Source organism: Streptomyces sp. NPDC012508, assembly GCF_042902595.1.
GTDB lineage: Bacteria > Actinomycetota > Actinomycetes > Streptomycetales > Streptomycetaceae > Streptomyces.
Genome location: NZ_JBIBEO010000001.1, coordinates 576,915 through 602,625, shown reverse-complemented (window position 1 = coordinate 602,625; position 25,711 = coordinate 576,915). Strand labels below are relative to the sequence as shown.

The 25,711-nt window shown below is 72.1% G+C and carries 23 protein-coding genes; 12 read left to right on the top strand and 11 right to left on the bottom strand.

Annotated elements, in window-relative coordinates; genetic code table 11:
* The first annotated feature begins 3 nt into the window (after positions 1–3).
* Positions 4–1,770 (top strand): cation acetate symporter, encoded by a 1,767-nt coding sequence (locus tag ACFY8U_RS02465; protein ID WP_389564581.1) that lies wholly within the window; start codon positions 4–6, stop codon positions 1,768–1,770.
* The gene (locus ACFY8U_RS02460; protein WP_389564578.1) at positions 1,767–2,975 is read left to right on the top strand and encodes a sensor histidine kinase; all 1,209 of its coding nucleotides are present in this window, start codon (positions 1,767–1,769) and stop codon (positions 2,973–2,975) included. The genes ACFY8U_RS02465 and ACFY8U_RS02460 overlap by 4 nt, the downstream gene beginning before the upstream one ends.
* A gap of 10 nt (positions 2,976–2,985) precedes the next feature.
* On the opposite strand, the gene ACFY8U_RS02455 is transcribed toward ACFY8U_RS02460, so the two are convergent.
* From ACFY8U_RS02455 to ACFY8U_RS02440, 4 genes are all read right to left on the bottom strand, one after another.
* Positions 2,986–3,585, bottom strand: coding sequence for an NAD(P)H-dependent oxidoreductase (locus tag ACFY8U_RS02455; RefSeq protein WP_389564575.1), 600 nt, complete (start codon positions 3,583–3,585; stop codon positions 2,986–2,988).
* 34 nt (positions 3,586–3,619) lie between these two features.
* Entirely contained in the window at positions 3,620–4,117 is a 498-nt protein-coding gene (locus ACFY8U_RS02450) for a hypothetical protein (protein ID WP_389564572.1), read from the bottom strand.
* Positions 4,118–4,314: 197 nt separating this feature from the next.
* Positions 4,315–4,734 (bottom strand): PaaI family thioesterase, encoded by a 420-nt coding sequence (locus ACFY8U_RS02445; RefSeq protein ID WP_389564570.1) that lies wholly within the window; start codon positions 4,732–4,734, stop codon positions 4,315–4,317.
* Positions 4,735–4,738: 4 nt separating this feature from the next.
* Positions 4,739–5,302, bottom strand: a complete 564-nt coding sequence (locus ACFY8U_RS02440; RefSeq protein WP_389566106.1) for a sigma-70 family RNA polymerase sigma factor — start codon at positions 5,300–5,302, stop codon at positions 4,739–4,741.
* A 275-nt stretch (positions 5,303–5,577) separates the two neighbouring features.
* Here ACFY8U_RS02440 and ACFY8U_RS02435 point away from each other — a divergent pair, with 275 nt between their 5' ends.
* Positions 5,578–6,765, top strand: coding sequence for a CapA family protein (locus ACFY8U_RS02435; RefSeq protein WP_389564568.1), 1,188 nt, complete (start codon positions 5,578–5,580; stop codon positions 6,763–6,765).
* A gap of 125 nt (positions 6,766–6,890) precedes the next feature.
* Positions 6,891–7,760 carry a polysaccharide deacetylase family protein gene (locus tag ACFY8U_RS02430; protein ID WP_389564566.1) on the top strand — a complete coding sequence of 290 codons (870 nt, stop codon included), beginning with the start codon at positions 6,891–6,893 and terminating at the stop codon, positions 7,758–7,760.
* A 65-nt stretch (positions 7,761–7,825) separates the two neighbouring features.
* On the opposite strand, the gene ACFY8U_RS02425 is transcribed toward ACFY8U_RS02430, so the two are convergent.
* Positions 7,826–8,488, bottom strand: coding sequence for a class F sortase (locus ACFY8U_RS02425; protein ID WP_389564563.1), 663 nt, complete (start codon positions 8,486–8,488; stop codon positions 7,826–7,828).
* A gap of 389 nt (positions 8,489–8,877) precedes the next feature.
* Here ACFY8U_RS02425 and ACFY8U_RS02420 point away from each other — a divergent pair, with 389 nt between their 5' ends.
* Positions 8,878–9,405, top strand: a complete 528-nt coding sequence (locus ACFY8U_RS02420; protein ID WP_361755778.1) for a hypothetical protein — start codon at positions 8,878–8,880, stop codon at positions 9,403–9,405.
* A 185-nt stretch (positions 9,406–9,590) separates the two neighbouring features.
* Here the strand turns inward: ACFY8U_RS02420 and ACFY8U_RS02415 are convergent, their stop codons facing one another.
* Together ACFY8U_RS02415 and ACFY8U_RS02410 are read right to left on the bottom strand one after the other, a co-directional pair.
* On the bottom strand, positions 9,591–10,151 hold the full coding sequence (locus tag ACFY8U_RS02415; RefSeq protein WP_361643805.1) for a hypothetical protein: 561 nt from the start codon (positions 10,149–10,151) through the stop codon (positions 9,591–9,593).
* 170 nt (positions 10,152–10,321) lie between these two features.
* On the bottom strand, positions 10,322–11,086 hold the full coding sequence (locus ACFY8U_RS02410; RefSeq protein WP_361431244.1) for a DUF4239 domain-containing protein: 765 nt from the start codon (positions 11,084–11,086) through the stop codon (positions 10,322–10,324).
* An 825-nt stretch (positions 11,087–11,911) separates the two neighbouring features.
* Here ACFY8U_RS02410 and ACFY8U_RS02405 point away from each other — a divergent pair.
* From ACFY8U_RS02405 to ACFY8U_RS02395, 3 genes are all read left to right on the top strand, one after another.
* On the top strand, positions 11,912–12,895 hold the full coding sequence (locus tag ACFY8U_RS02405; protein ID WP_389564559.1) for an SCO0930 family lipoprotein: 984 nt from the start codon (positions 11,912–11,914) through the stop codon (positions 12,893–12,895).
* A 268-nt stretch (positions 12,896–13,163) separates the two neighbouring features.
* Positions 13,164–13,976, top strand: a complete 813-nt coding sequence (locus ACFY8U_RS02400; RefSeq protein WP_389564556.1) for an SAM-dependent methyltransferase — start codon at positions 13,164–13,166, stop codon at positions 13,974–13,976.
* Complete coding sequence (locus tag ACFY8U_RS02395) at positions 13,973–16,138, top strand: putative bifunctional diguanylate cyclase/phosphodiesterase (RefSeq protein WP_389564553.1); 2,166 nt, start codon at positions 13,973–13,975, stop codon at positions 16,136–16,138. Before ACFY8U_RS02400 ends, ACFY8U_RS02395 begins: the two co-directional genes overlap by 4 nt.
* Before the next feature lie 221 nt (positions 16,139–16,359).
* Here ACFY8U_RS02395 and ACFY8U_RS02390 read toward each other — a convergent pair whose 3' ends face one another.
* The gene (locus tag ACFY8U_RS02390; protein ID WP_361666453.1) at positions 16,360–17,238 is read right to left on the bottom strand and encodes a LysR substrate-binding domain-containing protein; all 879 of its coding nucleotides are present in this window, start codon (positions 17,236–17,238) and stop codon (positions 16,360–16,362) included.
* A gap of 72 nt (positions 17,239–17,310) precedes the next feature.
* Between ACFY8U_RS02390 and ACFY8U_RS02385 the strand changes: the two genes are divergently transcribed.
* From ACFY8U_RS02385 to ACFY8U_RS02375, 3 genes are read left to right on the top strand one after another with little or no spacing between them, the layout of a single operon-like run.
* Entirely contained in the window at positions 17,311–18,021 is a 711-nt protein-coding gene (locus tag ACFY8U_RS02385; protein ID WP_389564550.1) for a succinate dehydrogenase, read from the top strand.
* A 1-nt stretch (position 18,022) separates the two neighbouring features.
* Positions 18,023–19,969: a fumarate reductase/succinate dehydrogenase flavoprotein subunit gene (locus ACFY8U_RS02380; protein WP_389564548.1), complete on the top strand. Its 1,947-nt coding sequence runs from the start codon at positions 18,023–18,025 to the stop codon at positions 19,967–19,969.
* Positions 19,966–20,715 (top strand): succinate dehydrogenase/fumarate reductase iron-sulfur subunit, encoded by a 750-nt coding sequence (locus tag ACFY8U_RS02375; RefSeq protein ID WP_361595893.1) that lies wholly within the window; start codon positions 19,966–19,968, stop codon positions 20,713–20,715. The genes ACFY8U_RS02380 and ACFY8U_RS02375 overlap by 4 nt, the downstream gene beginning before the upstream one ends.
* Positions 20,716–20,755: 40 nt before the next feature.
* On the opposite strand, the gene ACFY8U_RS02370 is transcribed toward ACFY8U_RS02375, so the two are convergent.
* The gene (locus ACFY8U_RS02370; RefSeq protein ID WP_389564546.1) at positions 20,756–21,607 is read right to left on the bottom strand and encodes a helix-turn-helix domain-containing protein; all 852 of its coding nucleotides are present in this window, start codon (positions 21,605–21,607) and stop codon (positions 20,756–20,758) included.
* A gap of 116 nt (positions 21,608–21,723) precedes the next feature.
* Between ACFY8U_RS02370 and ACFY8U_RS02365 the strand changes: the two genes are divergently transcribed.
* Positions 21,724–22,275, top strand: coding sequence for a YceI family protein (locus ACFY8U_RS02365; protein WP_389564543.1), 552 nt, complete (start codon positions 21,724–21,726; stop codon positions 22,273–22,275).
* Positions 22,276–22,302: 27 nt separating this feature from the next.
* Here the strand turns inward: ACFY8U_RS02365 and ACFY8U_RS02360 are convergent, their stop codons facing one another.
* The gene (locus ACFY8U_RS02360; protein ID WP_389564540.1) at positions 22,303–24,654 is read right to left on the bottom strand and encodes an ATP-binding cassette domain-containing protein; all 2,352 of its coding nucleotides are present in this window, start codon (positions 24,652–24,654) and stop codon (positions 22,303–22,305) included.
* A 9-nt stretch (positions 24,655–24,663) separates the two neighbouring features.
* Positions 24,664–25,683: an LLM class flavin-dependent oxidoreductase gene (locus tag ACFY8U_RS02355; protein ID WP_389564538.1), complete on the bottom strand. Its 1,020-nt coding sequence runs from the start codon at positions 25,681–25,683 to the stop codon at positions 24,664–24,666.
* Positions 25,684–25,711 lie beyond the last annotated feature (28 nt).

Sequence of the window (25,711 nt, the reverse complement as noted above, 5' to 3'; positions counted from 1 at the left end):
GACGTGAACCACACCTACGCGGTGGCCGCCGTCACCGCCGTCGTCCTGGCGACGGTGCTCATCGGCGCCCTCGGCCTGCGGATATCCCGTACGACCTCCGACTTCTACGTCGCCTCCCGCACCGTACGGCCCGGTCTCAACGCCGCCGCCATCAGCGGCGAGTACCTCTCCGCCGCCTCCTTCCTCGGCATCGCGGGCCTCGTCCTCGTCCAGGGCCCGGACATGCTCTGGTACCCCGTCGGCTACACCGCCGGCTATCTGGTCCTGCTCGTGCTCGTCGCCGCCCCGCTGCGCCGCTCGGGGGCGTACACGCTCTCCGACTTCGCCGAGGCCAGGCTCGAGTCCCCGCCCGCCCGCCGGCTCGCCAGCCTCCTCGTCGTCGGCATCGGCTGGCTCTACCTGCTTCCGCAACTCCAGGGCGCGGGCCTCACCCTGGAGATCCTCACCGGGGCGCCCGACTGGGTCGGCGGACTCCTCGTCGCCCTCGTCGTCACCGGCATCGTCGCCGCGGGCGGCATGCGCAGCATCACCTTCGTGCAGGCCTTCCAGTACTGGCTGAAGCTCACCGCCCTGCTCGTGCCCGCTCTCTTCCTGACCGCGGCCTGGTTCGGCGACGACGCGCCCCGTGTCCGCTTCGACGCCCCGGCCGTCTTCCGCGAGCACACCACCGTGAATGTCGCCGACACCGTACGGATCGAGCTCGACGCCCCGCTCACGCTCACGGTCACCGGCCGCGTCGACGACCTCCCGTACGAAGGGCGGGCCGTCACCCTGGACGAGGGAGACCACCGCGTCGAGGGCGGTACCGAACTCGCGTTCCCCCAGGGCGCCCCCGTCCCCACCCGGGCCTCCACCGGAGCCGATCCCCTCGGCTGGTCCCAGCCGCTGGCCGGCGGGCGCGACGGCCACCAGCTCTACGCCACGTACGGGCTGATCCTCGCCACCTTCCTGGGCACCATGGGCCTGCCGCATGTCGCGGTCCGCTTCTACACCAGCCCCCACGGGCGGGCAGCGCGCCGGACCACGCTGGTCGTCCTCGGTCTCATCGGCGCGTTCTATCTGCTGCCACCGGTCTACGGGGCGCTCGGCCGGATCTACGCCCCCGAACTGGCGCTCACCGGAGCCGCCGACGCAGCCGTGCTCGTCCTGCCCGAGCGGATGCTCGGCGGAGTCCTCGGGGACCTGCTCGGCGCGCTGCTCGCCGGCGGGGCGTTCGCCGCCTTCCTCTCCACCGCCTCAGGGCTGACGATGGCGGTCGCCGGGGTCCTCACCCAGGACGTGCTCCCCTCCCGGGGCGTACGGCACTTCCGGCTCGCGACCCTGCTGGCCACCGCCGTACCGCTGACCGCCGGGGTCTTCGCCTCGAAGGTGCCGGTCGCGGACGCCGTCGGCCTCGCGTTCGCGGTCTCCGCCTCCTCCTTCTGTCCGCTGCTCGTCCTCGGCATCTGGTGGCGCCGGCTCACCCCGCCCGGCGCCATGGCCGGGCTGGTGCTCGGCGGCGGCTCCGCGCTCACGGCGGTGATGGCGACCCGGGCCGGTCTGCCGGAGGAGGGCTGGCCGCACACCCTGATGGCCTGGCCGGCGGTCTGGTCGGTTCCGCTGGGCTTCCTCACGATGATCCTGGTGTCGCTCGCCACCGCCCGGCACATCCCGGCCGCCACACCGGCGCTCCTTGCCCGGCTGCACCTGCCGGAGGAGCTGACGGCCCGCCCGGAGCCGGTGCGTCACGGGCCGCGCCCCGAGCCCGGTGCGCGGGGGGCCGGGCGATGAGCGGGATCGCGCTCGCGGCCTCGGCCGCTGTCGGGGCCGTGCTCCTCGCCGTCGGCTTCGTCCTCGGGCGGCTCGCCGCCCGCCGCGGGGACCGGGCGGCCGACCTCGACCTCGGCACCCCCGTCGAGCGGGCCACCTTCCACACCCTGCACACCGCCTCGCTCGCCGCCCCGCCGCTGCGCGCCGGTCTCACCGAGGACACCGCGCGCAAGGCCGCCCGGCACCTTCGCTCGCTGCTCGGGACGGAGGCGCTCTGCCTGACCGACCGGTCCGACGTCCTCGCCTGGGACGGGCCGGGCGAGAGCCACCACCGCGAGCACGTCATGGAGCAGGTGTCCGCGATCCTCGGCTCCGGGCGCAGCCGCTCCGCGCACACCGGCTGCGCCGACGTCGACTGCCCGCTTCGCTGGGCGGTCATCGCTCCGCTCACCGGAGAGGACGGCGTCCTCGGCGCGCTCGTCGCCTACGGTTCGCGGGAGTCGGCCGTGCTCGTACGGGCCGCGACGGAGGTCGCCCGCTGGGTCTCCGTCCAGCTCGAACTGGCCGAGCTCGACCGGTCACGGACCAGGATCGTGGAGGCGGAGATCCGGGCCCTGCGCGCCCAGATCTCGCCGCACTTCATCTTCAACTCCCTGGCAGCGATCGCCTCGTTCGTCCGCACCGACCCCGAACGGGCGCGGGAGCTGCTCCTGGAGTTCGCCGACTTCACCCGGTACTCCTTCCGCAGACACGGGGAGTTCGCCCAGCTCGCCGACGAACTGCGCGCCATCGAGCAGTACTTGGCGCTCGCCGGGGCCCGCTTCGGCGACCGCCTCAAGGTCACCCTGCAGATCGCGCCCGAGGTGCTGCCGGTGGCGCTGCCGTTCCTCTGTCTCCAGCCGCTCGTGGAGAACGCCGTGAAGCACGGCCTGGAAGACAGTGTGAACGCCTGCCGGGTCACGATCGCCGCCCGTGACGCCGGGGCGGAGGCGGTGGTCGTGATCGAGGACGACGGCGTGGGCATGGACCCCGACGTCCTGCGCGCGATCCTGCTGGGGGAGCGGCCCACCGGATCGGGCATCGGCCTGTCCAACGTCGACGAGCGCCTGCGCCAGGTGTACGGGGCGGAGCACGGTCTTGTCATCGAGACGGGAATCGGTGCGGGGATGAAGGTGACGGTACGGATTCCCAAGTACCGCTCAGGGGTGCACCCGACGGCCCCGTAGGGCCTGCCCGTCACTTTCTGCGGCGTTGCCGCACGATCGAGGGGCGGTCTCCGTGAGTCCGCCCCCGCGCGACCGAAGTCCCGGCGCACTCGCCTGGAGCGCTCGTCAGGTGTGGTCGGGAGCGGGACGGCCGGTTGCCGTGCGGTAATGGGCTGCGAGACCGGCGGTGGCCGGGGCGCAGGACCAGGTTCTCGTCGTAGTCCCCGCGGTTCTGGTGGCGGAAGGGCAGGGGATCGGTGTCGGGGAGGTCCTTGAGACGCCGGCGCAGAGCGTCCGCGTGGGCGGTGTAGGCGGCGGCGTCCACGCAGTCTGCTCCGTGAACCAACAGCGGCGGCAGGACGTCGATGCCGGCGTACCAGAGCGTGCCGTGCTGGAGGGGGAAGAGCAGCTCGTCCAGGGAGCCGTTGATCCCGCGTGGCCCCAGGCTGGCCTCGCGGGCACCCGCGCTGACGACGACCATGGCCCGCTTGCCCGCCAGCGCACCCTCGCCGTAGCGCAGTTGGCGGCCCTGTTCGTCGTGGAGGCCGAAGGCGAAGCCGCGGACGAAGACACGGTCGAACCAGCCCTTGAGGATCGCGGGCATCCCGTACCACCACAACGGAAACTGCACGATCAGGGTGTCGGCCCAGGCGAGCTTCTCGTGGTCAGTAGAGATGCAGCGCCAGATGGCCGAGCGGGAGACCCAACTGCCAGGCGGGCATCCACACTTGCGTCGACTCCTCGACGGGGAGGCAGCCGAGCCCCGCCGGTGGCAGCCCGCCCAGGTCGGTCGCCCGTACCGACGTCGCCTCCAGGAGGCGCCAGGTCTCGCGGGCCATGGCGAGGTCCGGGCCGTCCCCGCCGACGCGGGCACGCTCGGCCAGCCGCGCGCGGACCCACTGCGGCCAGGGGTGGTCGTACGCGGTCCTGGACAGCCACTCGTCGAGCCGGCCCGCGGACCGCGCCCCGCCCAGGGCCTCGGCCCCCTCGCAGAGATGGATGGTGAGCGCGAGCGTCTGCAGACCGGCCCGGTACTCCAGGGTGCCGGGCGCGACCAGACAGCCGGCGCGGAGCAGATCGTCGGCTATGAACTCGGCACACAGCCACGCCATCGGGACGGCGAGCCCGCCCCCGCTGGTGCCGTTCGTACTCTCGGGCAGCAACGCTCCCACCTTCTCCCGGACATGTCGGTCGGCGATCCCGAACACGAGCCTCCACCGAGGAAGACGCGTGTGGGTCGCTCTTTACTCAACTCGCCGGTGTGGTTTCGGATACGTTTCTCCGCCGGATCGGTGCCCCTGTGGCACCAGGAGGGCGGGGAGACGCCCGGGGCGCGCGGGGCGGTGGGACGCCCGGTGCCTCAGCCGAGGAGCGCGTACACCGCCGTCGCGTGCGCGGCGATCTCGTCCGTGCCCTCGGCCGTCATCGTGATGTCCGCGAACGCCATCCGGCGGCCCGCCTTGGTGAGCCGGGCCCGTACCAGCACGTCCGCACCGAGCACCGCCCGCTGGAAGCTGATGGACTGCTGCACCGTCGTCATCGGCACGAAGCCGCCGCGGGCCGCGGCGACCGCGATCACCGTCGCCGTGTCGGCGGCGGCCATCAGCGCCTGGCCCGACAGGCCCCCGCCCTCCCGGGCGAGCCGGTCGGACCAGGGGAGGCGGAGCACCGCCTCCTCGGCGTCGACCGAGACCACGGAGAGTCCCAGATCGAGCACCCAGGGGGCGAAGTTGTCGGCGAGGACCTTTTCGGCGGCGGCAAGAGTCAGCGTCGGCGTCACGCCGTCATTGTGCGGCCGCAGTCATCCGGCGGGCAACGGCACGTCGGCGCGGCCGGTAGTCGGGCAGCCGGTGTCCGAGCTGCCGCAGCGCGTAGTGCGAGCGGGACTTGACGGTCCCGGCGGGGATGCCGAGGTCGGCCGCGGCCTCGTTGACGGTCAGGCCCCGGAAGTAGAGGCTGACCAGGACCGCGCGGTGTTCCGGGCTGAGGCCCCGGACGGCCTCGCGTACGTCGAGCGCGGCCACCGCGGACTCGGTGGCGTCGGCCGGGTCGGGCGTGGTGGCGAGCATCCCGTCGCCGATCTCGGCGGGCCTTGCGAGCCGGGAGCGCCGGGCGTCGATGGCGAGGCGCCGGGCCACGGTGAAGAGCCAGGGGCGCATCGACTCGTAGGGGCTGTCGAAGGCCTCCGGGTGGAGCCAGGCCCGTACCAGCGTCTCCTGCACCAGATCCTCCGCGCGCTGCTGGTCCCCGTAGGTGAGCCCGAGCAGAAAGCCGAGGAGGGCCTGGCCGTGGTCACGCTGCAGCTCCGCGAGGGCCCGCTCGTCCGTCGTCGCCTTCCCCGTCGTCACGGTCGCCGTTGTCATGCTCCACACCTCTTCTGCCGGCTCGTCGTCCCGGGGCGTATACGAACGCATGTGGGCGACAAGGGACAGGGAACGGGCAACTGTCTGCGACGAGCGGTCGCACCGAGCGGCGAATGGTGCGGTGAGCGGTCAGGCGGAGCCGCTTGATCCGATTAAGCGTGCTTTGAGTCCGATGCGGCTTTGACTCTTGACTGCGGCAAACATCCCCTGTCAATTCATCAGGAAAGCTGTTTATCCTATGAATCGGGCGGAGTCGGCAGATGACCCAGCGTACGAAACACGGGGCGGCGGCCCTCGCGGTGGTCCTGCTCGCGGCGGCGGCCGGTTGTGCGGGCGGCGCCGACGCCCCGTCCGCGCGGCCCGACCCCGGGATCCCCACCGTCCCCTCCCCGGTCGGCGGCGGCGCCTCCGCGCGGACCGGCTTCACCCTCGTCGCCTCCGGCGACGTCCTGCCCCACGACTCGATCATCCGCAGGGCCGCCGCCGACGCGAAGGGCCGGGGATACGACTTCCGGCCGATGTTCTCCGCCGTCAAGAGCGTCGTCTCGGGTGCCGATCTGGCGATCTGCCACATGGAGACGGTGTACGGACCGGAGGGCGGGCCCTACACCGGCTACCCGGCCTTCACCTCCCCGCCCGAGATCGCCCCCGCCCTCAAGTCGACCGGGTACGACTCCTGCTCCACCGCCTCCAACCACACCCTGGACGACGGCGCCGCCGGGCTCGCCCGCACCCTCGACGCCCTCGACAAGGCGGGCGTTCGGCACGCCGGTTCGGCCCGCACCGCCGAGGAGGCCGCGCGCCCCACGCTGCTCAAGGCGGGCGACGCGACCGTCGCCCAGCTCGCGTACACCTACGACACCAACGGCTATCCCCTGCCGGCAGGGCAGCCGTGGGCGGTCAATCTGATCGACGAGGAGAAGATCGTCGCCGACGCCCGGGCCGCCCGGAAGGCGGGCGCCGACGTCGTCGTGGTCAGCATCCACTGGGGAACGGAGTGGCAGACCGCCCCGGACGAACGCCAGCTCACCCTCGGCCGGTCCCTCACGTCGTCGAAGAGCGCAGGCCGGCCCGACATCGACCTGATCCTCGGCACCCACGCCCATGTCCCGCAGGCGTACGAGAAGGTCAACGGCACCTGGGTCGTCTACGGGATGGGGGACCAGATCGCCGGTGACATGGTCAACCATCAGGGCGCCTTCGACCCCCGCGGCAACCAGGGCACCCTCGCGCGCTTCGCCTTCACCCCTCCCACCGCCACCGGCGCGCGGTGGGAGGTCGCCAGGGCGGAATTCCTCCCGCAGTGGTTCGACACGGGCCGTGGCCGGGTGGTCAACCTCAACGCCGCCATCAAGGAGGGTGAACCCCTCACCGCCGTACGCGACTCCATCCGCGACGTCGTCCTCGGGCGGGGGGCCGCCAAGGACGGCCTGGTGATGGGGGAGTAGGGCCGCCGGCGGACCCGGCCTTCCAGGGCGCGCACCCTCCGTCGGTGTGCGCCCATCGGGTGCTTTCGGGCGGGCCGTCGGTGTGGATGAGGCGCACCGGCGTTCGGCCGTGCGAGCTATTAGTCATGAAAAAGGATGAGAAGACCAGTGGGCGGCGGACGATCCTGCGCATCGCCGCCGCCCTCGGGGCCACAGCCACGGTCGGAGTCCTCTCGGCAGACCGTCTCGCGGCGCCTCCGGGCACCGCGCCGGAGGCGTCCGGACCGGCCGGCCGGCCGGCTTCCGGCGGCGGCCCGGCGGCGGGGCCGCAGCCGGGCGCGCGGCTGAGGCCGTCCTCGTACCGGCTCCAGCCGATGACGGCGTACGCCCCCCCGGCCTACCGCCGGGCCGTACCGCCCGTCCGGCAGCGGCCGTTCCTGCGGATGTCCGGCGTCGGCCGTTCGATGGTGCTCACCTTCGACGACGGCCCCGACCCCCGGTACACCCCGGAGATCCTCGCCACGCTGCGCCGTCACGGCTGCCGGGCGATGTTCTTCGTCTGCGGCGAGATGGCGGTCGAGAACCAGGACCTGGTGCGGGAGATGGCCGCCGACGGGCATGTGGTCGGCAACCACTCCTGGTCCCATCCCCTGATGCCCAAGCTGCGCCCGTCCCGCATCCGGGACGAGCTGGGCTCCACCAGCGACCTGGTCGAGAAGATCCTCGGCTCGGCCCCGCTCTGGTACCGCGCCCCGTTCGGGGCGTGGAACCGGCACTCCTTCGAGATCGGCGCCGAGCTCGGCATGGAGCCGCTCGCCTGGACCGTCGACACCCTCGACTGGAAGGAGCCGGGCGCCGGCAGCATCGTGCGCGCGGTCCTGGACGGGGCGGCGCCCGGCGTCGTCGTCCTCTCGCACGACGCGGGCGGCGACCGCTCCCAGAGCGTGGCCGCGCTCAAGCGGTACCTGCCCGAACTCCTCGACGCCGGCTACAGCATCACCGTCCCCCGGCGCTGAGCCGGTACGGCGAAGGCCCCCGGCGCTCCAGGGCGCCGGGGGCCTTCGTGCGGGCTGCCGACCGTTCAGTTGGAGCCGATCATGCGGGCGTAGACCACCACGTTGCCGTCGTAGCCGTGCGCCCGGGAGTAGCCGCCACCACAGGTGATGACCCGCAGCTCGGGCCCCCCGTTGTCGCCGTAGACCGCGGCCCCGGGGAAGTCGTTCTTGGAGTACACCTCGATGCCGTAGATCTCGAAGACCGCGACCCGGCCGTCGTACCGCTCCACCTCGATGTGCTGGCCCTTCTCCAGCGAGCCGAGGCCGTAGAAGACCGCGGGGCCCGCCTCGTTGTCGACATGGCCGACGACGACCGCCGTGCCGCGCTGCCCGGGCGCGATGCCGTTCTGGTACCAGCCCGCCATGTTGGGGTCCTGCGGGGGCGGTGCCTCGATCCACCCGGCCACGTCCAGGCCCACGTCCATGATCGGGGCGTTGACCGAGATCGAGGCAATCCTGATGCGCGAGGCGGGGGCGTGGGGAAGGGGCTCCAGGCCGGCGGACACGGGGGGCGCGGGCCCGGTCAGACGGGTGTCGAGAGCCGCGGCGGCCGCGGGCTGCGGCGGGCCGAGCTCGACGTCGACTCCATTGCGCATCATCGCCAGACCGGACAGCATGACGAGAGTCAGGACGCCCCACGGCCGGCGCATCCTTCTCGGCTCGAAGACGCTGAAGTCCTTGGGCCGCATGGTTCTCCCTTCGTGGCGTCGTCAGAACGGTAAGGGCGGCGGGCCGGACCGGCGATCAGAGCGGGGCGAACGGGTGGCGCCCGGGCGCCGGACGGGTGCCGCGCGGGTGCCGGGAGGCTGTGAGCGGGGCCCGGGCCCTTCGTACCCGAGGGCAGGCCGGGTGACGGGGACGATGACCCATCCGAGTATTCGTCTGACAATCACCCTGACGGCCTGTGACCTGCGGCTCCGTCAGATTCAGGGTCATTTCCCCGGCGTGTCGCCTCACCGGGGTGGACCAGTGTCGAAATGCGCGGTTCGCCACCACTTGTGAGGGTTCGTCATGGAAGGCGTACTCGTCGAACTTCCCGGAGCACCGCTTTGGGGCGTCTTCCACTGGAGGTTCAACCATGCGTGCTGCACGCACTCTGGCGGTGACCGCCACCGCGTTCGCGGCGGTCGGGCTCGCCGCCCCACTCGCCGCCGCCACCCACGGGCCCGACCACCTGGCCGTCAGCGCTGCCCACCAGGTCGACCGGGGAGGTGACGGCGCCAACAGCGTCACCGTCTCCCCCCAGGCCGTGCACCAGGGCGGCATCCTCACGATCTCCGTCCGGAACTGCCCCGGCGGCCGGGTCACGTCCAACGCCTTCCCGACGGTCACCCTCTCCGGCAACGTCAACGGGGTGTCCACCGCCACCGCCCGTATCCACGACCACGCCACGCCCGGTCAGTACAACCTGGCCGTCCAGTGCGGCGGCCGCACGCTCACCCAGACGTTCCGCGTGCTGGCCGGTCAGGGCGCGCAGGGCGGCCTCGGCGGCTCGCTCGCGCCCAGCTCCACGGAGATGGCCGTCGGCGGTTCGCTCGTCGCCGCGGCAGCGCTCGGCGGTGGTCTCTTCATCGCCCGGCGCCGTATGAGCAGCGGAAAGGCCTGACCGCCGAGCCTCCCGGTCGGCCCTGTAGGCCCGTCGCCCCCGACTCCTGAATCAGGAGCCGGGGGCGACGGGCTTGCGGGGGTTCAAGCGGGTTTGCTGACGGGCTTGCGGGGGTTCAAGCGGGTTTGCTGAGGAGAGGCGGTGAGCGGTGGAGCGGGGGAGGCGGTGTGGCCCAGCCCCCGCCGTCAGTGCCGCCGGCCGCCGCCGTGTGTCGACCGGCGTCGTACGACGAAGACGGTTCCGGTGGCGGCGGCGAGGACCAGGCCCGCACCGGCCGCCAGCATCACCGTGTCGACCTCGTCGACCGAACCGCCGAGACCGCCCTGGACACCCCGCGGGGTGGTGAGGATGGTCGAGCTGGTCGTCGCGGTCGCCGTGGTGCCGCTGATGGTCAGATTGACGGTGTCCGTGATGCCACCGGTGCAGTTGAACGCCACCGTGTAGACGGCACCGCGCCGGGCGTCCGCGTCCACCGTTGCGGTGGCCGAGGATCCGGGGGCGATGGTCACCGTGTCGAAGATGCCCGCCGACGCCATCGCCGTACTGCGGCAGCCGGGCGCGGTGAGCGTCACCCGGCCGCCCGGCGCCACCAGCGAGGGGGTCACGACGAAATCGCCCGGTGCCTTCGCTCCGGCGGCCTGGGGGTTCGGTGCGGGTGCGCCGTCCGCCGCGGAGGCGACGGGAGCGGCCAGGGCGAGGGTGGCCGCCCCCAGCAGGGCTGTGGACACGGCACGTATCGCGCGCATGGGTTCCTCCGGGTCTCCGAGGAGCAGCCGCGGAAGCGGTTTCCGCACAAGGACAGGGCATACACCTCGATACCGGAGACGCTAGGAGTGCATTACCACAGCCGCGATCCCAGACGTGCGAATGGGGGATCGATGTCCCCCGTCCGGCCCCGTGGCGTGTCGCGCCGGCTCTAGCTCGTGAGATGCGGGAACAGGTCGGTGAACGGGGTGGCCGTCGCCGAGATGCCGCGCCCGAAGGGCGCGTCGAAGTCCCAGATCAGGAAGAGCAGGAAGGCGATGAGCGCGCTGAACAGACCCGCGAGCAGCAGTTCCCGGCCGGTGCGCCGGATCTGCAGGGTGAAGATCAGTCCGACCGTCACCAGCGCGCCGATGATCAGGCCGAACCACACCACCCCGGGCATGGTCGCCCCCGCGTTCTGCCCCCGGGCGCCCCGCGCGTCGTCCACCACGGCCACCTGGTCCACGAGCGGCTGGTACGCCTGCCCCTCGTGGTCGTCGGCCGGCCGGTAGTCGCTCACGCTCCGGCGCACCTGCTCCAGGAGCCGGGTGCCCTGCTCGCTGAGCTCGCCGTGCTCGGACATGTGGGTCCACTCCTCGTCGACCACGTACGAGACGTACGCGTCGACGTCGGACCGGATCCGGTCCCGGACGTCGGCCGGGTAGACCTCGACCCGGGCCGAGATCTCGTGCAGCGCCTGGGCCTCCTGGCGCACCGTCTCCTGGGCCGCGCCGCGCGCCTCCCAGACCCCGGCGATGGCGAGGCCGAGCACGATCGCGTAGATCACGCCGATCATCATGGTCATGTACTCCATGACGTCGGGGGTCTCGCTGGGGTCGTCGTCGTCGGGCACCCGGCGGTTGTTGATGACGACGATGGTGAGGACGACCGCACAGGCGGCTGCCATGGCGATGGTCAGGACAAGCCATTCGGACATGGTGTTTCCTTCGGCGGGGCTCAGCGGGAGCGGGGACGCAGGATCGCTGTCGCGAGCACCGCGGGGGCGGTGACCAGCAGCATCAAGGACACGAGTGAGGGCCCGCCCGTGGGTTGGGGCCGCGCGGTTCGGCGGTACTCGGGCAGGGCGACGGGCGCGGCGGCCGGCGGCCGCGGACGCAGCGACGGCGTCGGGGACGGCGGAGGGGGAGCGGGCGCCCTGGTCACCCGTGGCGGTGGCGGGGCCGGTGCCGGGGGTAGCGGTGGCGGCTTACGGGTCGGTGGGGCGGGCCGTGGCGGGGGCGGCGGATCCGCGGGTTCGGGAGGGGGTGGTGGCGCGGGCTTCGGCGGTGTCGGCTCCGGCGTGGGCTCCGGCGTGGGTTCCGGAGTCGGTTCGGGCGTGGGCTCCGGGGTGGGTTCCGGACTCGGCGACGGGGGTGGGCTCGGCGTCGGCGAACAGGTGCCCGGACCGGCGACCGCGACCGAGGTGTTCGAGCCGCCCGGTCCGGTCACGGCGTAGGCGCAGGCATCGGCGGCGGCGGGCGCCGGTATGGCGAGCAGCGACAGCAGCGCGGCGGCCGCCAGTGGCCGCGCGAGGAGAGATCCGTACAGAGGCACGCCGAAGAGCATCATCACAGTCCTGGCGCACCACGCCGGGAATCGCGCCGGATTCCCCGGATGGAGGGGATCTCGGAGCACACCGGTTTGACGATCTCCGAAAGATTTCTTCGGCGCCGTTGAGTACGACGCCGCCGGGCCCCGTATCCAATGCCGGGAAGCGGCCGCAGAGGCTGCGCCGACAAGCAATGAGGCAACGGGAGTTGACATGAAGACCTGGGGGAACGCGGCGCTCGCACTGACGGCGGCGGCGATGCTCGCACTGACGACGGCGTGCGGTCAGGAGAAGGGCGACCAGACACTCGGCGGTCAGCCGGCGGGAGCCGCCAACCCGGCCGGTGCCCCCGCGGACAGCGGCTACAGCTCGGGCGGATACGCCTCCGGGGGCTACGGCGACAGCGGCGGCGGCGAGGCGGAGCCCGCCGGGCAGATGGCGGTGGCGTCCACCAAGCAGCTCGGCAAGGTGGTCACCGACAGCGAGGGCTTCACCCTCTACCGCTTCGACAAGGACTCCTCCTCCCCGCCGAAGGCCACCTGCGAGGGCGACTGCGCCAAGGCGTGGCCCGTGGTCAGTCCGGACGGAGCAAAGGCCCCGGCCGGTGTGGACGCCTCGCTGCTCGGTGAGGTGACCCGCGCCGACGGCAGCAAGCAACTGACGCTCGGCGGCTGGCCGATGTACCGGTACGCCAAGGACACCAAGCCCGGAGACGTCAACGGTCACGGTGTCGGCGGCACCTGGTTCGCCTCCGCCCCCGACGGAAAGAAGGCCTCGGCGGCGGCCGACGGCGGAGCGGCCGAGGAAGGCGCCGAGGAGGAGCCGGTGACGGACGCGGCCGGGCTCTCGGTGCGCAAGGATCCCAAGCTCGGTGACATCGTGGTCGATTCGCGAGGAATGACGGTCTACCGCTTCAAGAAGGATTCCGCCTGGCCCATGAAGACGGCCTGCACCGGCGCCTGCCTGGAGAAGTGGCCGGTTGTCGCCCCCGTGGACAAGAACGACATCGAGGGCATCACGAAGAAGGGCTACGTCACCTTCGACCGGCCCGACGGCATCAAGCAGCAGACCATCGACTGCTGGCCCCTCTACACCTTCGCCGGCGACGAGGCGCCCGGAGACACCAACGGCCAAGGTGTGGGCGGTACCTGGTACGCCGTGTCCCCCGAGGGAAAGCTGGTCGGAGCGCCCAAGTAGGTCCCCCGCGCCGCGCTTCCGGCCTGTCGGCCCGCCGTCACCCCACGGGTGACGGCGGGCCGGCGCACGTCCATATGCACGTGAAAATGCACGAGCTGAAGGCGTGAACTCTCCGTTCCTCTCGCACGTGCCAATGGCGTGTGACGAAGAACGGACCGCGAATTTCCGTTTCCACTCGCTCTCGCGACGGGCGATCAGTAGCCTCGGCTCGAACACCGGCCGCGAACACCTGGCCGTATCAACCGTGGTTGACCTGTTGGAGACATTGATGGAGCGTCCCGCCTGGGCCCCGCCGGGCATCGATATCTCGGTGCCGAGCGTGTCCCGAATGTATGACTTCTATCTGGGCGGCTCGCACAATTTCGAGGTGGACCGCGAAGCGGCCCGCAAGGCCATGGAGTTCATGCCGGGACTCCCCAAGGTGATGCAGGCGAACCGTGCCTTCATGCGCCGCGCCGTGCGGTACGCCGTCGCCGAGGGAGTCACCCAGTTCCTCGACATAGGCTCCGGCATCCCGACGTTCGGCAACGTCCACGAGGTCGCCATGGCCGCGACGCCCGACGCACGCGTCGTGTACGTCGACCACGACCCGGTGGCCGTCGCGCACAGCCGGGCCGTCCTCGCGGGCGAGGACCGCGCCGCCGTCGTCGCGGCCGATCTGCGCAAGCCCCGGGAGATCCTGGACAGCCCCGAGGTGCGCCAACTCCTCGACCTGGAACGGCCCGTGGCGCTGCTGCTGGTGGCCGTCCTGCACTTCCTGGAGGACGAGGACGATCCGCGCGCGGCGGTCGCCGAGCTGCTCGACGCGCTCGCCCCGGGCAGCCTGCTCGTGCTGACCCACGCCTCCTACGAGGGCATCCCGCTGACGCAGGACCAGGCCGAGGGCACCGTCGGGGTGTACCGCCGGATCCGCAACCCCCTCGTCATGCGCTCGCGCGCCGAGATCAGCAGCTTCTTCGACGGCTGCGAGCCGGTCGAGCCGGGCCTGGTGGCCATGCCGGAATGGCGGCCCGAGAGCCCGGTCGAGGAGGAGGATCCCTACGCCTTCTCGGGCTTCGCAGGTGTGGGGCGCAAGGCGTGAAGGTGCCGTCGCAGCCGTCAGGCTCCGGCGCGGAACCGGACAGCCTCGAAGACAGACTCCGGCGGTTCGTCACCATCTGGAGCCGGGCCACCTTCCCTGTCACGGCCACCTCCATGACCCGCGCCGAGTTCGAGCAGCAACTGATGCCGCTCGCCCGCGAGCTGCGTACCGCGCTGCACGACCGGTCCTTCGACACGGCACCGGCGCACCGCGCCGGTGCCGCGCTGGTCGGCATCCACTGCACGGAACCCGACGCGCTCAGCCGCACCCTCGGGGTCATCGACGCATATCTGGTGCTCTACTGCGGCGACGAGGAGCGCACCTCCACGGAGGAGCTGCGGGCCCGCTGTTCACGGCTCCAGCACGCCATGGCGGCCGGCTTCGCGCAGGCCCTGCGCGAGCGGACCCGCGCGGAGCAGGAGGCCATCGCCCGCTCCGCGCTCAGCGCCCGGAACGCCGCCGAGGTCGCCCTGCACGCCACGGAGAGCCGCTTCCGGGCGGTCTTCGACGGAGCGGCGGTCGGGATCGGCATCGCCGACCTCGAAGGGAACGTCCTCGAGGTCAACGAGACCCTCACCCGGATGTTCGGCGGTCTCGACCAGCAGATCCGTGCCCGCAAGGTCAGGGAGTGGGCCCACCCCGAGGACGGCCCGCACGTCTGGAAGCTCTACGACGAGCTGGTGCGCGGCGAGCGCGAGCACTACCGCGTCGAGAAGCCGTACTACCGGGGCGACGGCACCGTCCTGTGGACCAATCTCACGGTCTCGCTGCTGCGCGACGCCGAGGGCTTCCCGCAGTACCAGCTGGCGCTCCTCGAGGACACCACCGAGCGGCGGCTGCTCAACCTGCGCCTGCGGTACGAGGCGACTCACGACGCGCTCACCGGTCTGCCGAACCGGACCCTGTTCTTCGAGCGCCTGGAGAAGGCGCTCACCCCGGCCGACGGCGGCCGCTTCGGCCTCTGCTACCTCGACCTGGACGGCTTCAAGGCCATCAACGACAGCCTCGGCCACTCGACCGGTGACCGGCTGCTCGTCGAGGTCGCCGACCGGCTGCAGAGCTGCGCCACAGCCCCGGGCGAGATGGTGGCCCGGCTCGGCGGCGACGAATTCGTCGCGCTGACCACCGGCCCGAACACCGAGCGGGAGGTCGTCGAGCTGGCGAACCGTATCCTCGCCACGCTCGCCACCCCCGTCCGGATCGACGGCCGTGAGCTGACGGTCCGCGGCAGCGTCGGTGTCGTCGAGGGCCCGGCGGGGGAGCGGACCCCGGCGGAGGTGCTGCGCAGCGCCGACATCACCATGTACCGCGCCAAGTCGGCCGGCGGGAACCGCTTCGAGTTCGCCGACGCCGAGGCCGACGCCCGCGCGATCACCCGCCACGGGCTGACCACCGCGCTTCCGGCGGCCCTGGAGCGCGGCGAGTTCTTCATCGAGTACCAGCCGCTGGTGCACCTCGGCGACGGCAGCGTGCACGGCGCCGAGGCACTCGTACGGTGGTGCCATCCGCAGCACGGCGTCCTGGGGCCCGACCGGTTCATACCGCTCGCCGAGAACACCGGACTGATCGTGCCCCTGGGTCGCTGGGTGCTCCAGGAGGCCGTCCGGCAGGCCCGCTTCTGGCAGGCCCGGCACGCCGACGGCGGCCCGCTGCGCATCAACGTCAACCTCTCGCCGACCCAGCTGCACCACCCGCGCCTGGTCGCCGACACCGTCGACGTCCTGGAGCGGTCGGGGCTCGAGCCGGGTGCGCTGTGCCTGGAGGTCACCGAGTCGGCGCTGATCGGCGCGGACGACGACCTCCTGAAGCCGCTCCGGCAGCTCGCCGAGATGGGCGTGGACATCGCGCTGGACGACTTCGGCACGGGGTACTCGAACCTGGCCAATCTGCGCCGGCTGCCGGTGAGCGTGCTCAAGCTGGACCGTTCCTTCACCCAGGGCATGCAGCAGCATCCGGCGGACCCGGTCGATCTGAAGATCGTGGAGGGGATCGTCTCGCTGGCGCACAGCCTGGAACTGGCGGTGACGGTGGAGGGGGTGGAGACCGGCGCGCAGGCGCAGCAGCTGCGTGAACTGGGCTGCGACACGGCCCAGGGCTGGTACTACGCCCGCCCGGGCGCCCCGGACCGGATCCACTCCTTGCTCCTGGCGGACGCGGTGTGACGACGCCGACGGACCCCTCTGACCCCGGCCCGCGGTGAGGGCAGTCGTTCGGCAGGGCGGCACGCATGTCCACGGCGGTGCGGGACGGCTGCCGGCGGCGCGGACGGTTACCCACGGCGGCGCGGGACGGTTGCCTACGGCGCGCGGACGGTTGCCCACGCCAGCGCGGGACGGTTGCCCACGGTGGCGCGGCAGGGTTGCCCGTGATCCGGGCGTGACGGTCATGCCGAGTGCAGGAGCAGGCGTTGCAGCTCCCTCGCCGCGCGAGGTGGCGCCACGTCGCTGCGGTGGGCCAGGGCGATCGTGCGGCGCAGGCCCGGGCGCGCCAGGGCCGTGACACGGAGGTCGCGGCCCGCGCGCGCCGCGACCATGGCCGGGACCACCGCCACACCTAGACCGGCCCGTACGAACCCCAGCACCGCGTCCATCTCGCCCCCCTCCACCGTGAACGTCGGCTCGAAGCCCTCCGCCCGGCACGCGGCCACCGTCAGCTCCCGCAGGTCGTAGCCGTGCCGGAACATCACCAGCGGCTGGTCGCGCAGATCCGCGATCCGCACCGGCCGGGCCGGCGCGGCCGCCGCCGCGCTCGACACCACCACCAGGTCCTCGCGCAGCAGCTCCACCGTCGTCAGCGCCGGGGACGGCGTCGGCAGCGGCAGCACCACGAGCGCCAGGTCGAGCGCGCCCCGCGCCAGCTCCCGTACGAGATCGTGCGAGCCGCCCTCCTCGATGAGCAGCTGGATCCCCGGGTGCTGGTCGTGGAAGGCGCGCAGCACGTCCGGCAGCAGCCCCGTGCACAGGCTCGGCGTCGCGCCCAGCCGCACCCGCCCCCGCCTGAGCTGCACCAGCTCCTGCACCTCGTGCCGCGCCGTGTCCGTGTCCGCCAGGATCCGGCGCGCCAGAGGCAGCAGCGCCTCGCCCGCGTCGGTCAGCGCGATGTTCCCCCGCGCCCGGCTGAACAGCTCCGCCCCCAGCTCCTTCTCCAGGGCCCGGATCTGCTGCGAGAGCGAGGGCTGGGAGACGTGCACCCGCTCGGCGGCGCGCGTGAAATGCCGGGTCTCGGCCACCGCGACGAAGTACTGAAGCTGCTGGAACTGCATAGGCTGAGCCTATCGAGATGAGCCGGACCATGTCTTGGACCTCTCGGGCCCTTCGGCTCTACCGTCGGTCGCATGGCTCTGGCAACGAAGGCGGCACCCCCGCCGCCCACCCGCCCCCGCGGCTTCTGGTCGTCGACCATCGGCAAGAAGACGGTGATGGCCGTCAGCGGCCTGCTGATGCTCGGCTACCTCGTGGCGCACGTCATGGGCAACCTCAAGGTCTTCTTCGGCCCCGCGGAGTTCAACGAGTACGGCCACTGGCTGCGCACCATGGGCGCCCCCGTCCTGCACTACTCCTGGGCCCTCTGGCTCGTCCGGATCGTGCTGGTCGCCGCCGTCGTCGCCCACGCCGTCTCCGCCTACCAGCTCAGCAGGCGCGACATCAAGGCCCGCCCCACCGGCTACGTCCACCGCCGCAAGGGCTCCTCCTACGCCACCCGCACCATGCGCTGGGGCGGGATCATCGTCGCCCTCTTCATCGTCTGGCACGTCCTCGACCTGACCACCGGGACCGTCCACCCCGGCGGCTTCCAGGAGGGCCGGCCGTACGAGAACGTCGTGGACACCTTCTCCACCTGGTACGGCAACGTCATCTACATCGTCGCCATGCTCGCCGTCGGTCTCCACGTCCGCCACGGCTTCTGGAGCGCCGCCCAGACCCTCGGCGTCGGCAGCGCCCGCCGCGAGCGGCTGCTCAAGGCCCTCGCGAACGGCCTCGCGCTCGTCCTGACCGTGGGCTTCATCTCCGTACCCGTAGCCGTCATGACCGGAGTGGTGAGCTGACATGAGCTTCCTCGACTTTACGACCGGAGAGCCGGTCGTCGACCACAAGGCCCCCGCGGGCCCGATCGCGGAACGCTGGGACACCCGCCGCTTCCAGGCCAAGCTGGTCAACCCCGCCAACCGCCGCAAGCACACCGTCATCGTCGTCGGCACCGGCCTCGCGGGCGGCTCCGCCGGCGCGACGCTCGCCGAACAGGGCTACCACGTCGTCCAGTTCTGCTACCAGGACTCCCCGCGCCGCGCCCACTCCATCGCCGCCCAGGGCGGCATCAACGCCGCCAAGAACTACCGCAACGACGGCGACTCCATCCACCGCCTCTTCTACGACACCGTCAAGGGCGGCGACTTCCGCGCCCGCGAGTCCAACGTCCACCGGCTCGCCCAGATCTCGGTCGAGATCATCGACCAGTGCGTCGCCCAGGGCGTCCCCTTCGCCCGCGAGTACGGCGGACTCCTCGACACCCGCTCCTTCGGCGGCGTCCAGGTCTCCCGCACGTTCTACGCCCGCGGTCAGACGGGCCAGCAGCTGCTCCTCGGCGCGTACCAGGCGCTCTCCCGGCAGATCGCCGCGGGCAACGTCGAGATGCACGCCCGCACCGAGATGCTCGACCTGATCGTGGTCGACGGCCGGGCGCGCGGGATCGTCGCCCGCGACCTGGTCACCGGCGCGATCTCCACCCACTACGCGGACGCGGTGGTCCTCGCCAGCGGCGGCTACGGCAACGTCTTCTACCTGTCGACGAACGCCATGAACTCCAACGCCACCGCGGTCTGGCGGGCCCACCGGCGCGGCGCGTACTTCGCCAACCCCTGCTTCACCCAGATCCACCCCACCTGCATCCCGCGCACCGGCGACCACCAGTCCAAGCTCACCCTGATGAGCGAGTCGCTGCGCAACGACGGCCGCATCTGGGTCCCGAAGGCGAAGGGCGACACCCGCCCCGCCGCCGACATCCCCGAGGACGAGCGCGACTACTACCTGGAGCGCATCTACCCCTCCTTCGGCAACCTCGTCCCGCGCGACATCGCCTCCCGCGCCGCGAAGAACGTCTGCGACGAGGGCCGCGGTGTCGGCCCCGGAGGCCAGGGGGTGTACCTCGACTTCGCCGACGCCATCCGGCGGATGGGCCGCAAGGCGGTCGAGGAGAAGTACGGCAACCTCTTCGACATGTACGAGCGGATCACGGCGGAGAACCCGTACGAGGTCCCGATGCGGATCTACCCGGCCGTGCACTACACGATGGGCGGACTCTGGGTCGACTACGACCTCCAGACCACCGTCCCGGGCCTGTTCGCCATCGGCGAGGCCAACTTCTCCGACCACGGTGCCAACCGGCTCGGCGCGTCCGCGCTGATGCAGGGCCTCGCCGACGGCTACTTCGTCCTGCCCTCCACCATCAACGACTACCTCGCCCGCCACCCGCACGCGCAGCCGGTCACCGACGAGCACCCGGCCGTACGCGAGGCGCTCGCCGAGACCGAGGACCGGCTGAACCTGCTGCTCGCCGTGGACGGCGACCGGACACCGGACTCCTTCCACCGTGAACTCGGCGAACTGATGTGGGAGTTCTGCGGCATGGCCCGCACCGACGAGGGCCTGCGCAAGGCGCTCGACCGCGTTCCGCAGATCCGTGACGAGTTCTGGCGCCGGATCAAGGTCCCGGGCACCGGCGAGGAGTTCAACCAGTCGCTGGAGAAGGCCAACCGGATCGTCGACTATCTGGAGCTCGCCGAGCTGATGTGCCTCGACGCGCTGAACCGCGCCGAGTCCTGCGGCGGCCACTTCCGCGAGGAGTCCCAGACGCCGGACGGCGAGGCCGCTCGCCGCGACGAGGAGTTCTCGTACGCGGCGGCCTGGGAGTTCGGCGGAACCGGCGAAGCCCCCGTCCTGCACAAGGAAGACCTCGTCTTCGAGTACGTCCACCCCACCCAGCGGAGCTACGCATGAAGCTCACCCTGCGCGTCTGGCGCCAGAAGAACGCCGACGCCCCCGGCGCCATGTCCACCTACGACGTGGACGGAATCTCCTCCGACATGTCGTTCCTGGAGATGCTCGACACGCTCAACGAGGAGCTCATCCTGCGCGGTGAGGACCCCGTCGCGTTCGACCACGACTGCCGCGAGGGCATCTGCGGCGCGTGCAGCCTGGTCATCAACGGCGACGCCCACGGTCCCGAGCGCACCACCACCTGCCAGCTCCACATGCGGTCCTTCCGCGACGGCGACACCATCGACATCGAGCCCTGGCGGGCCTCCGCCTTCCCCGTCGTCAAGGACCTGGTCGTCGACCGCTCCGCCTTCGACCGCATCATCCAGGCCGGCGGCTACATCAGCGCCCCCACGGGCTCGGCCCCCGAGGCCCACGCGACGCCGGTGCCGAAGGCCGACGCCGACTTCGCGTTCGAGCACGCCGAGTGCATCGGCTGCGGCGCGTGCGTGGCAGCCTGCCCGAACGGCTCGGCGATGCTCTTCACCTCGGCGAAGGTCAACCACCTGAACGTCCTGCCCCAGGGCGCACCGGAGCGCGAGACCCGCGTCCTGGACATGGTGGGCCAGATGGACGCCGAAGGCTTCGGCGGCTGCACCCTCACCGGGGAGTGCGCGACGGCCTGCCCGAAGGGGATCCCGCTGCCGTCGATCGCGGCCATGAACAAGGAGTGGCTGCGCGCGACACGCAAGTCCGGCCGCCGGTAGGTACGTTCAGCGCTCCGCCCGCCACGCGACGGGCGCCGGCTCAGCCGCCGACCGCGCGCAAGGTGCCCGGCCGGCGGCCGACGAGCCGGTCCAGGGCGGCGGAGGACGCCTCGTCGGCGGGCAGCCGTACCACCAGCTGCTGACCGTCGGTCTCCAGATCGAGCACCTCGTACGCGAGACGCAGCTCGCCGGCCTCGGGGTGCACCAGCCGCTCGACCCCCGAGCGCTCCGGCAGGAGGCCGGCGTCGGCCACCCGGTCCGAGAACGCCGCACCGGCGGTGACCGTCAGCTCCCTGGCCAGCTCGGCCATCGCGGGATCGGAGCCGGTGACACCCAAGTACAGTCCCGCCACCTGCTGGTCGGCGACCCGGTCCCAGTCCGGGTAGACCTCACGGGCCCGCGGATCGGTGAGAACGAAGCGCGGCATGCTCGGCGGATCGCCGTCGAGCAGGCCCACCGGTCCCGCGAGCCGCGCGAAGCCGTCGCTGTACGCGACGATCTCACCCAGCATGTTCGACACCGAGGCCGGCGTCTCGCCGAGCCGGTCGACCAGCGCGCGCACCGTGGACCGCACCTCGCGGGCCGGTACCGGAGCCGCCGAGCACAGGTGCTGGTGGTGCTCGATCTTCTGCAGCCGCCGCAGATGGATCCGGGCGTCGAGCGGCAGTCGCAGGGCGTCGCTCAGCGCGCCGAGGACCTGGGCCGACGGGTTGCGGTCCCGGCCCTGCTCGAGGCGGGCGAGGTACTCGACGCTGATCCCGGCGAGCATCGCCAGCTCCGTCCGTCGCAGCCCCGGGGTCCGGCGGCGTGTCCCGGCCGGCAGCCCGGCCTGGGCCGGGGACAGGGCCTCGCGTCGGGCGCGCAGGAACGCCCCCAGTTCGTTGTCGCTCACTCCACGATCGTACGAGCACGGGGCGCCGCGAGGGTGGCCCTGTCACTACCAGGCTCCGCCACTACCCGTCTCGGCGCGGCCTTCCTCGTGGGACGGCGAGGCCCCAGCGTGGAGCCATGACCACTGAACAGCAGACCAGCTCGACCGCACTTCCGCTGACCGCCGGCCGCTGGGCCTTCGACCCGCTGCACTCCGCCGTCGGCTTCACCATCCGTCACCTCGGCATCTCCAAGGTGCGCGGCCGCTTCAACGACCTGGACGCGGAGCTCGTCGTCGGCGAGAGCCTGGCGGACTCCTCGATCACCGCGACCGTCGCGCTCGCCTCCATCGACACCGGCAACGCGGACCGAGACGCGCATGTGCGGGCCGCCGACCTGCTCGACGTGGAGAAGCGCCCCACGATGACCTTCCGCTCCACCCGGATCGGCGGCGCGGGGGAGGAGTGGACCCTGGAGGGGGACCTCACCATCGGGGACGTGACCCGCCCGATCACCTTCGACGTCGAGTTCGGCGGCGTCGTCGACGTACCGGTGGACGGCAGCCGGCACGCGGGCTTCGACGCCACCGGCGAGTTCCGCCGCAGCGACTTCGGCCTCGACTTCGCGCCCGGATTTCTCGGCGACGTGATCAAGGTCAGCCTGGAGGTCCAGTTCGTCGAGCCCGCGTAGCCGGTGCCGGAGGGAACCGGACGGGCCTCAGCCGTCGAGCCGGGCCGCGAGATAGGGCGCGGTCCGGCTCTCCGGCGCTGCGGCCACCGCGCGCGGTGGCCCCTCGGCGACGATCCGGCCCCCCTCCTCACCTCCGCCGGGGCCGAGGTCCACGACCCAGTCCGCGGTGGCGACCACGTCCATGTCGTGCTCGACGACGACCACCGAATGCCCTGCGTCGACCAGGCCGTGGAGCTGGCGCATCAGCACCTCCACGTCGGCCGGGTGGAGCCCTGTCGTCGGCTCGTCCAGGACGTAGAGGGTGTGCCCGCGGCGCAGCCGCTGGAGCTCGGCGGCGAGCTTGATGCGCTGGGCCTCGCCACCGGAGAGCTCGGTCGCCGGCTGGCCGAGCCGCAGATAGCCGAGGCCGACGTCCAGCAGCGTGCGCAGGCTGCGCGCGGCGGCCGGGGTGCCGGCGAAGAAGTCCGACGCCGACTCGACCGTCAGATCCAGGACCTCCGCGATGGTGAGCCCGCGCAGCCGCACCTCCAGCGTCTCCGGGTTGTAGCGGGCGCCCCGGCAGTCGGGGCAGGGGGCGTACGTGCTCGGCAGGAACAGCAGCTCGACCGAGACGAAGCCCTCGCCCTGGCACGTCTCGCACCGCCCGCCGGGCACGTTGAACGAGAACCGACCCGCCTTGTACCCGCGCGCCCGGGCCTCCTCGGTGGCTGTGAACAGCTTCCGCACCACGTCGAAGAGACCCGTGTACGTGGCGAGGTTGGAGCGCGGTGTCCGGCCGATCGGCTTCTGATCCACCGTCACCAGCCTTTCCACACCCTCCAGTTCCTCGCCTAGCATGCCGACCAGGGTCGACTTGCCCGACCCGGAGACCCCGGTCACCGCCGTGAGGACACCGGTCGGGAAAGCCGCCTCGACGGCCTTGAGGTTGTGCCGGGTGACCGGGCCGGTGCGCAGCCAGCCGGTGGGCCTGCGCACCGTACGCTCGGGAGCGGGCGCACGGTCGAAGAGGAAGCGGCGGGTCGCCGACTCCTCCACGTCCGCCAGTCCGTGCGGCGGACCGCTGTGCAGGACGCGGCCGCCGTGCACTCCTGCCCGCGGGCCGACGTCCACGATCCAGTCGGCGTGGCGGATCACATCGAGATGGTGCTCGACCACGAACACCGTGTTGCCGGCCGCCTTGAGGCGGTCCAGGACGACCAGGAGCGCCTCGGTGTCGGCCGGGTGCAGACCCGCGGACGGCTCGTCGAGGACGTACACGACTCCGAAGAGACCCGAGCGCAGCTGGGTGGCCAGCCGCAGCCGTTGGAGCTCGCCGTTGGAGAGCGACGGGGTGGTGCGGTCCAGACTGAGATAGCCGAGGCCCAGCTCGGTCACGGTGCCGATCCGCGCGACGAGGTCCTCGGTCAGGACCCGCGCCGTCTCCGAGCCGTCGTGGTCGCCCAGCAGCCCCGCCAGCACCGTCAGCGGCAGCGCGGCCAGTTCGGCGATCGTCCGGCCCGCGAACGTCACCGCGAGCGCCTCCGGACGCAGCCGGCCGCCCGCGCACACCGGGCACGGCGCGCTGGTCAGGAAGCGCTCGGCCTTCGCCCGCAGCGTGGCGCTCTTCGAGTCGGAGAAGGTGTGCATCACATAGCGCCGCGCGCTCATGTACGTGCCCTGGTAGGGGCGTTGGATGCGCCCCGCCTCCCGTACCGGATGGACCGTGACGACCGGCTGCTCCTCCGTGAAGAGGATCCACTCCCGGTCCTTCGCGTCGAGCTCCCGCCAGGGACGGTCGACGTCGTGGCCGAGCGTGTCCAGCACGTCGCGGAGGTTCTTGCCCTGCCACGCACCGGGCCAGGCGGCGATCGCCCCGTCCCGGATCGACAACTCCGGGTCCGGTACCAGCAGTTCTTCGCTGGTCTCGTGGACCAGGCCAAGGCCGTGGCACTCGGGGCAGGCGCCGGCGGCGGTGTTGGGTGAGAACGCGTCGGAGTCGAGCCGCGGTGCCCCCGCCGGATACGTACCGGCGCGGGAGAAGAGCATGCGCAGCGAGTTGGACAGGGTGGTGACCGTGCCGACCGACGAGCGCGCGTTCGGCGAGGAGCGGCGCTGTTCGAGGGAGACCGCCGGAGGGAGCCCGGTGATCTCGCCTACCTTCGGTGCCCCCACCTGGTGGATCAGCCGCCGGGCGTACGGCGCGACCGACTCGAAGTAGCGGCGCTGGGCCTCCGCGTAGATCGTCCCGAACGCGAGCGAGGACTTGCCGGAGCCGGACACCCCGGTGAAGACGGCGATCGCGTCGCGCGGGACGTCCACGTCGACGCCGGCAAGGTTGTGCTCGCGGGCGCCGCGGACGCGGACGTACGGGTCGTGGCCGTCGAGGGGAGTGTCGGGCATTCCGTAATTCTAGGTGTTTGCGCTGGTCAGACCCGCCACGCGAGCCAGTCGGCGGTACGAGTCGAGCAGCGCCGCACGGTCGTACGTACTGGTCGTCACCAGCACCTCCTGCGCCCCGCTCTCCTTCACCACGCGCTCCAGCGCGTCGCCGACCTGCTCCTCCGTGCCGCACACATGCCCGGTCAGGCCCGACTCGAAGAAGCCGCGCTGCTTGTCGGTCATGGAGAGCCGCCGGACGGCCTCGACGGGCATGAGGGGCGGGAAGACGCCCTGGGTGCGGGAGTGCGCGAGCGACCACGCCTCCGGGATCAGCAGGTTCCGTGCCTCCTCCTCGGTCGCGGCCACGGCGACCGTACCCGCGATCACGACGTACGGCTCCTCGGCCCACGCGGACGGCCGGAAAGCGGACCGGTAGGTGTCGACGGCGCCCAGCATCCGCTCCCTGCCCCGCAGATCGCCGATGACCAGCGGCAGTCCGGCCTCGGCGGCGATCGACGCGCCTTCGCCGGTCGCGAGGACGTACGGCGGGACCCGCAGGCCCTCGGCCGGGCGGGCGTGCACCTGGGGATGGGCGGTCTGGGTGCCCGTGAACCAGCCGAGCAGCTCCGCCAGCTGTTCGCCGAACCGGTCGGCGTCCTCCTTGTCCCGGCCGAGCGCGCGCCGGATCCCGTCGGTGAAGCCGACGGATCGGCCGAGGCCCATGTCGATCCGGCCGGGGAACAGCGACTCCAGGACGCCGAACTGTTCGGCGACGACCATCGGCTGGTGGTTGGGGAGCATCACCCCGCCGGTGCCGACCCGGATGGTCGAGGTGGCGGCGGCCACGGCGGCCGCGAGGACGGTCGGCGCGGAGCCGGCCACACCGGGCACGCTGTGGTGCTCCGAAACCCAGAACCGGTGGTACCCGAGCGCCTCCACCTCCCGCGCAAGCTCCACACTCGCCCGCAGGGCGACGGCCCCGTCCTCGCCCTCCCGCGTCCGGGAACGGTCGAGGAGGGAGAATCGGATGCCGCCGAGAGAAGAGGTCACGCTCCGTTCAACGCGCGGCGGCGCGAAG